The organism is Acidimicrobiia bacterium (assembly GCA_040881685.1).
Lineage (GTDB): Bacteria > Actinomycetota > Acidimicrobiia > IMCC26256 > PALSA-555 > SHVJ01.
In genome coordinates this window covers 1-4,002 of the sequence record JBBECS010000025.1, presented here as the reverse complement: position 1 = coordinate 4,002, position 4,002 = coordinate 1, and the positions used below count along the sequence as shown (strand labels likewise).

The following is a 4,002-nucleotide window of genomic DNA, read 5'->3' as shown; positions in this document are numbered from 1 at the left end:
ACCGGCTGAATCTTGATTGGCACCGGCTCGGGGGACAATTTGTAACGCTGCGGTGGCGGGGTGATCTCTCCCGAGAAGGTCCCGTCAGCGCTCAGTTTGACGGACCAGCGGTGCGCGGGCGGACGCGCTGTGAGCTCTCACCGAATCGGTCGAAGGTAGGGTGCTCGGCGCTCTCGAACGACAGGAGTGCCAGTGCGAGGTAAGAGCGACTGACCGGCTTGGCGATGACCGTTCCGTGGACGGAGCTGCGGAACGACCTCGAGGCCGCGGTTTTCCGGTTCGACACGCTGATCGGCGACGTCGACCGGAACCGCCAGGTCGATGGCTCGGACTGGAGTATCGAAGAAGCCGCGTGCCACGTCATGACCGCCTTCGATCGGTGGTCGGCGATGTCGGAGGGTTCCACGGTCGACGTTGGACACGGACGCGAGTTCACGCCGCGCATGTCGGAGATCAACGAGCGGGAGATCGAGGCCATCGGTCGCGGGTGGGATGCCGAGGCCTTCGGGGCGTCCGTCACGCGGTGGATCGAGCGTTGCCGGGACCCGAATTCGGCGATGCTTCCGTATGGCCCCCCCGAGCTCGAGTGCTCCCACGCGCACAGTTCCGCGATTCTCCTCGGGGAGCTCGTCATCCACGGATATGACATCGCACGAACCGTCGACGCACCGTGGCCGATCACGCGCCGCGAAGCGATTGCCATCTTCGAAGGTGCTCTCGTCCTCTTGCCATTGGTGTACGACGGATCAGCGACCGAGGGACGGACCTTCACGATGGACGTGCGCCTACGCGGACGTTCCGGCGGGCTCGGGCTGCACTGCACACCGTCGCCCCTCACGATCAACAACGGATCGCCACCCAACGCAGCCGTGCACATCTCGGCGGATCCCGTCGGCTGGATCCTCATCGGGTACGGCCGGCGGAGCCAGCTGTGGGGCGCGTACACGGGGAGGGTCCGCGTGTGGGGCCGAAAGCCCTGGCTCGCCCTCCGCTTCGGCCGCCTCTTCCCCTCGCCCTGACGCTCGCCACCACTTTCTTGAGGGTGTCGATGAACGCGGCCGAGCAGTTGGCGAACCCGCGGGACCGACGAGGGATGACACTGGGATTCCTTGTGTATCTGGGCCGTGCCGAGCCGAGCGATGATCCCCGGCGACTCGCAGTCGGGCGACCTGTGACTGGATTCCGCCGCCGGATGGCAGGCGCTCCTCGGGGGACAGTTTGACACGCTGCGGTGCCGGGGTGCTCTCTCCCGGGAGCTGCGCCACCGCAGGAGAACGAGTCCTCGTGCTCGTGCCGCGTATCGGGACCGCGACACGAGTTGCTGCAGTGGCTCACAGCGCCGGTGTGTCCGGCTGGATGTTCTTGTTGTTGCGGAACGCATTGTCGGGGTCGTACTTGGCTTTCGCCTCGGCGAGCCTCTGGTACGTGGCGTCGCCGTAGGCCTCGCGCACTCGGCCGGTGTCGTCGTCGGAGTCGAGGAAGTTCACATAGACACCGGCGCGGTGGGCTTCGAGGGCGTCGAGGAAGTCCCGCGCCCACGCCGTCTCAGCGGCGCCGACCGAGTCGTCCTGCTCGGGGAGCCAGGCGGCGTCGATGATGATGTTGTGGTCCACGTCGCGGCTGGGGTAGGCGGTGGCATCGCGTGGGGCTCGGGCGACTGCGCCCCCCATGTGGAACATTGCCGCGTACGACCTCGGTGAGATGGCGCCGTAGGCGAACTCGGCAACGATGTCGATGAGCTCGTCGGACAGCCCGGTGAGGTTCGTGGCCTTCCAGTAGTAGTGCCAACCATGGGGCATGGTGTCGTCGAGGGCGCGTTGATGGTCGACGTACAACGTGGGTCCGAGCAGGTCGACGAGTGGCGTACCGAACTCATGAAGCGCACGGACGGCGCGCTCCCCGTCCTCGACGGGTCCCGCGTAGCAGCTGGCGACCGCGACGGCCGGCCGGAAGTGCAGCTCCTGGTCGACGACCGGGAGCGGGGGAATCGTGCCGAGCCGGATGACGTTCCCGAGCTCGTCCGGCGCGTCGGCGACGAAGTCCCGGTAGAAGCGCAGGACGTCGATGGTGTCTTCGGCGGCCCAGAAGACGGGTCCGGCCACGACCGTGGGGCCGACAGGGTGCAACGCGAACCGGAACGAGCTGACGACGCCGAAGTTCCCGCCGCCGCCTCGCAGCGCCCAGAACAGGTCGGGGTGCTCCTTGGTCGACGCCCGGACGATGTCACCCTCGGCGGTGATCACCTCGGCCTCCACGAGGTTGTCGACGGTGAGCCCGTGCTTGCGCATGAGCCAGCCGATGCCGCCGCCCAGGGTGAGGCCGCCGACACCGGTGTGGCCGACGATGCCGCCCGTGGTGGCCAGACCGTGCGCCTGCGTCCCGTGGTCGACGTCGCCCCACAGGGCGCCGCCCTGGACGAGTGCCGTGCGCTCGGCGGGGTCGACCGAGACGGCGCGCATCGCCGAGAGGTCGATGACGATCCCGTCGTCGCATACCGCGGTGCCGGCCACGTTGTGGCCCCCGCCCCGTACAGCGATCTCGAGATCTCGGTCGCGGGCGAAGCGCACCGCGGCGGCAACGTCGGCGGTACCGCTGCCGCGGGCGATCAATCGGGGGTGTCGGTCGACGGCGCCATTCCATACGGCCCGAGCGTCGTCGTAGTCACGGTGATCGGGGACGATCACGTCCCCCCTGAACCCGGGAATCTGTGTCGTGGTTGCTGTCATCGTCCCTCCTCCGGTCGATGCGCTCATCGCACCATCGAGGGACACCAGGGAGAAGTCAGCGATCTGGACTTCGAAGTCAGGAATCTGGACTTCACGGCGGGCGGAAGGCGCGGGACACTGCGCTCATGAGGACCTACGGGCAGTACTGCCCGATCGCCCGTGGCGCGGAGATCTTTGCTGAGCGTTGGACGCCGTTGATCGTCCGCAACCTGCATCTGGGCTGCGAGACGTTCGGCGAGATCCTCGAGGGCGCGCCGGGACTCTCCCGCACCCTGCTCACGCAGCGGCTCAAGCAGCTCGAACGCCTCGGCATCGTCGAGTCGAGACCCAAGGCTCAGGGACGCGGTCAGCGGTACCAGCTCACTACCGCGGGCGACGATCTGTTCAAGGTGTGCGTGACCCTCGGTGAGTGGGGCGCTCGCTGGCTCGAGATGGCTCCCGAGAACCTCGATCCATTCGTGGCGCTGTGGTCGATGTGCCACGCGCTCCGGCGGGAGCAACTCCCGGACCAGCGCGTCGTCATCCGGCTGGACTTCACCGGTGTCGGGCCGCACGAGCGCTACTGGCTGCTGCTCGAGCACGGCGAGGCCGAGATCTGCAAGACGTACCCGGGTCTGGACGAAGACCTCTACATCACCGCCGACGCCGAGGCCTTCGTGAAGTGGCACGCCGGGCAGCTCTCCTGGGCGGAAGCAACCCGCGAGTCCCGGATCCAGCTCCACGGTCCGTCATGGCTCGTCCGGGCGTTCCCGACTTGGAACCGGCGCAGCGTATTCGCTCACATCACGCCCGACGCCGCTGCCACAACCGGGAATTGATGCACCGAGGACCCGAGCGGATGGCTCGGGGGACAGCTTGTAACCCCTGAGTGCGGGAGTGTTCCCGTCATCGAACCATTCGCGTGTCCGACAAAAGCCGTTCAGCGTTCAGAGCCGCCAAGTTCGTGCGTGGGCGAGTATCAGGCGCGGACCCTCACGACGTCGTACTCCGTGTCTGGGGCAGGAGTCGTGTCGAAGCGGGCGTTCACGACGTAGAGGCTGCGGCGATGCAGATCGGCAGTTGACGGCTGGCGGAAGCGTGTGCTCATGATCATACGGCGGACCTCGCCCCCGTCGAGGCCACGATCGAGTCGCACGACGGTGACCTGGTCGTCGTTTTGGATCACATAGACCATGCGACCGCTTACGACCAACCCGTCTCCGGTGACGACGGTCTGACCGCGAAGGTCGACACGTGTCGCCGCACCGGTCTCGGGATCGAGTGACCTGCCCCGGGG

4 protein-coding genes are annotated in these 4,002 nt (G+C 67.3%); 2 read left to right on the top strand and 2 right to left on the bottom strand.

The window, feature by feature from the left end:
* The first annotated feature begins 224 nt into the window (after positions 1–224).
* Positions 225–1,019: a hypothetical protein gene (locus WEE69_06390; protein ID MEX1144914.1), complete on the top strand. Its 795-nt coding sequence runs from the start codon at positions 225–227 to the stop codon at positions 1,017–1,019.
* 312 nt (positions 1,020–1,331) lie between these two features.
* Here the strand turns inward: WEE69_06390 and WEE69_06385 are convergent, their stop codons facing one another.
* A complete protein-coding gene (locus WEE69_06385; protein ID MEX1144913.1) occupies positions 1,332–2,726 on the bottom strand; it encodes an FAD-binding oxidoreductase in 1,395 nt (464 codons plus the stop codon).
* Between the two features lie 125 nt (positions 2,727–2,851).
* Here WEE69_06385 and WEE69_06380 point away from each other — a divergent pair, with 125 nt between their 5' ends.
* A complete protein-coding gene (locus WEE69_06380; protein ID MEX1144912.1) occupies positions 2,852–3,544 on the top strand; it encodes a helix-turn-helix domain-containing protein in 693 nt (230 codons plus the stop codon).
* A gap of 140 nt (positions 3,545–3,684) precedes the next feature.
* Here the strand turns inward: WEE69_06380 and WEE69_06375 are convergent.
* Positions 3,685–4,002, bottom strand: a 318-nt coding sequence (locus WEE69_06375) for a superoxide dismutase (protein ID MEX1144911.1), incomplete at its 5' end; no start/stop codon positions are given.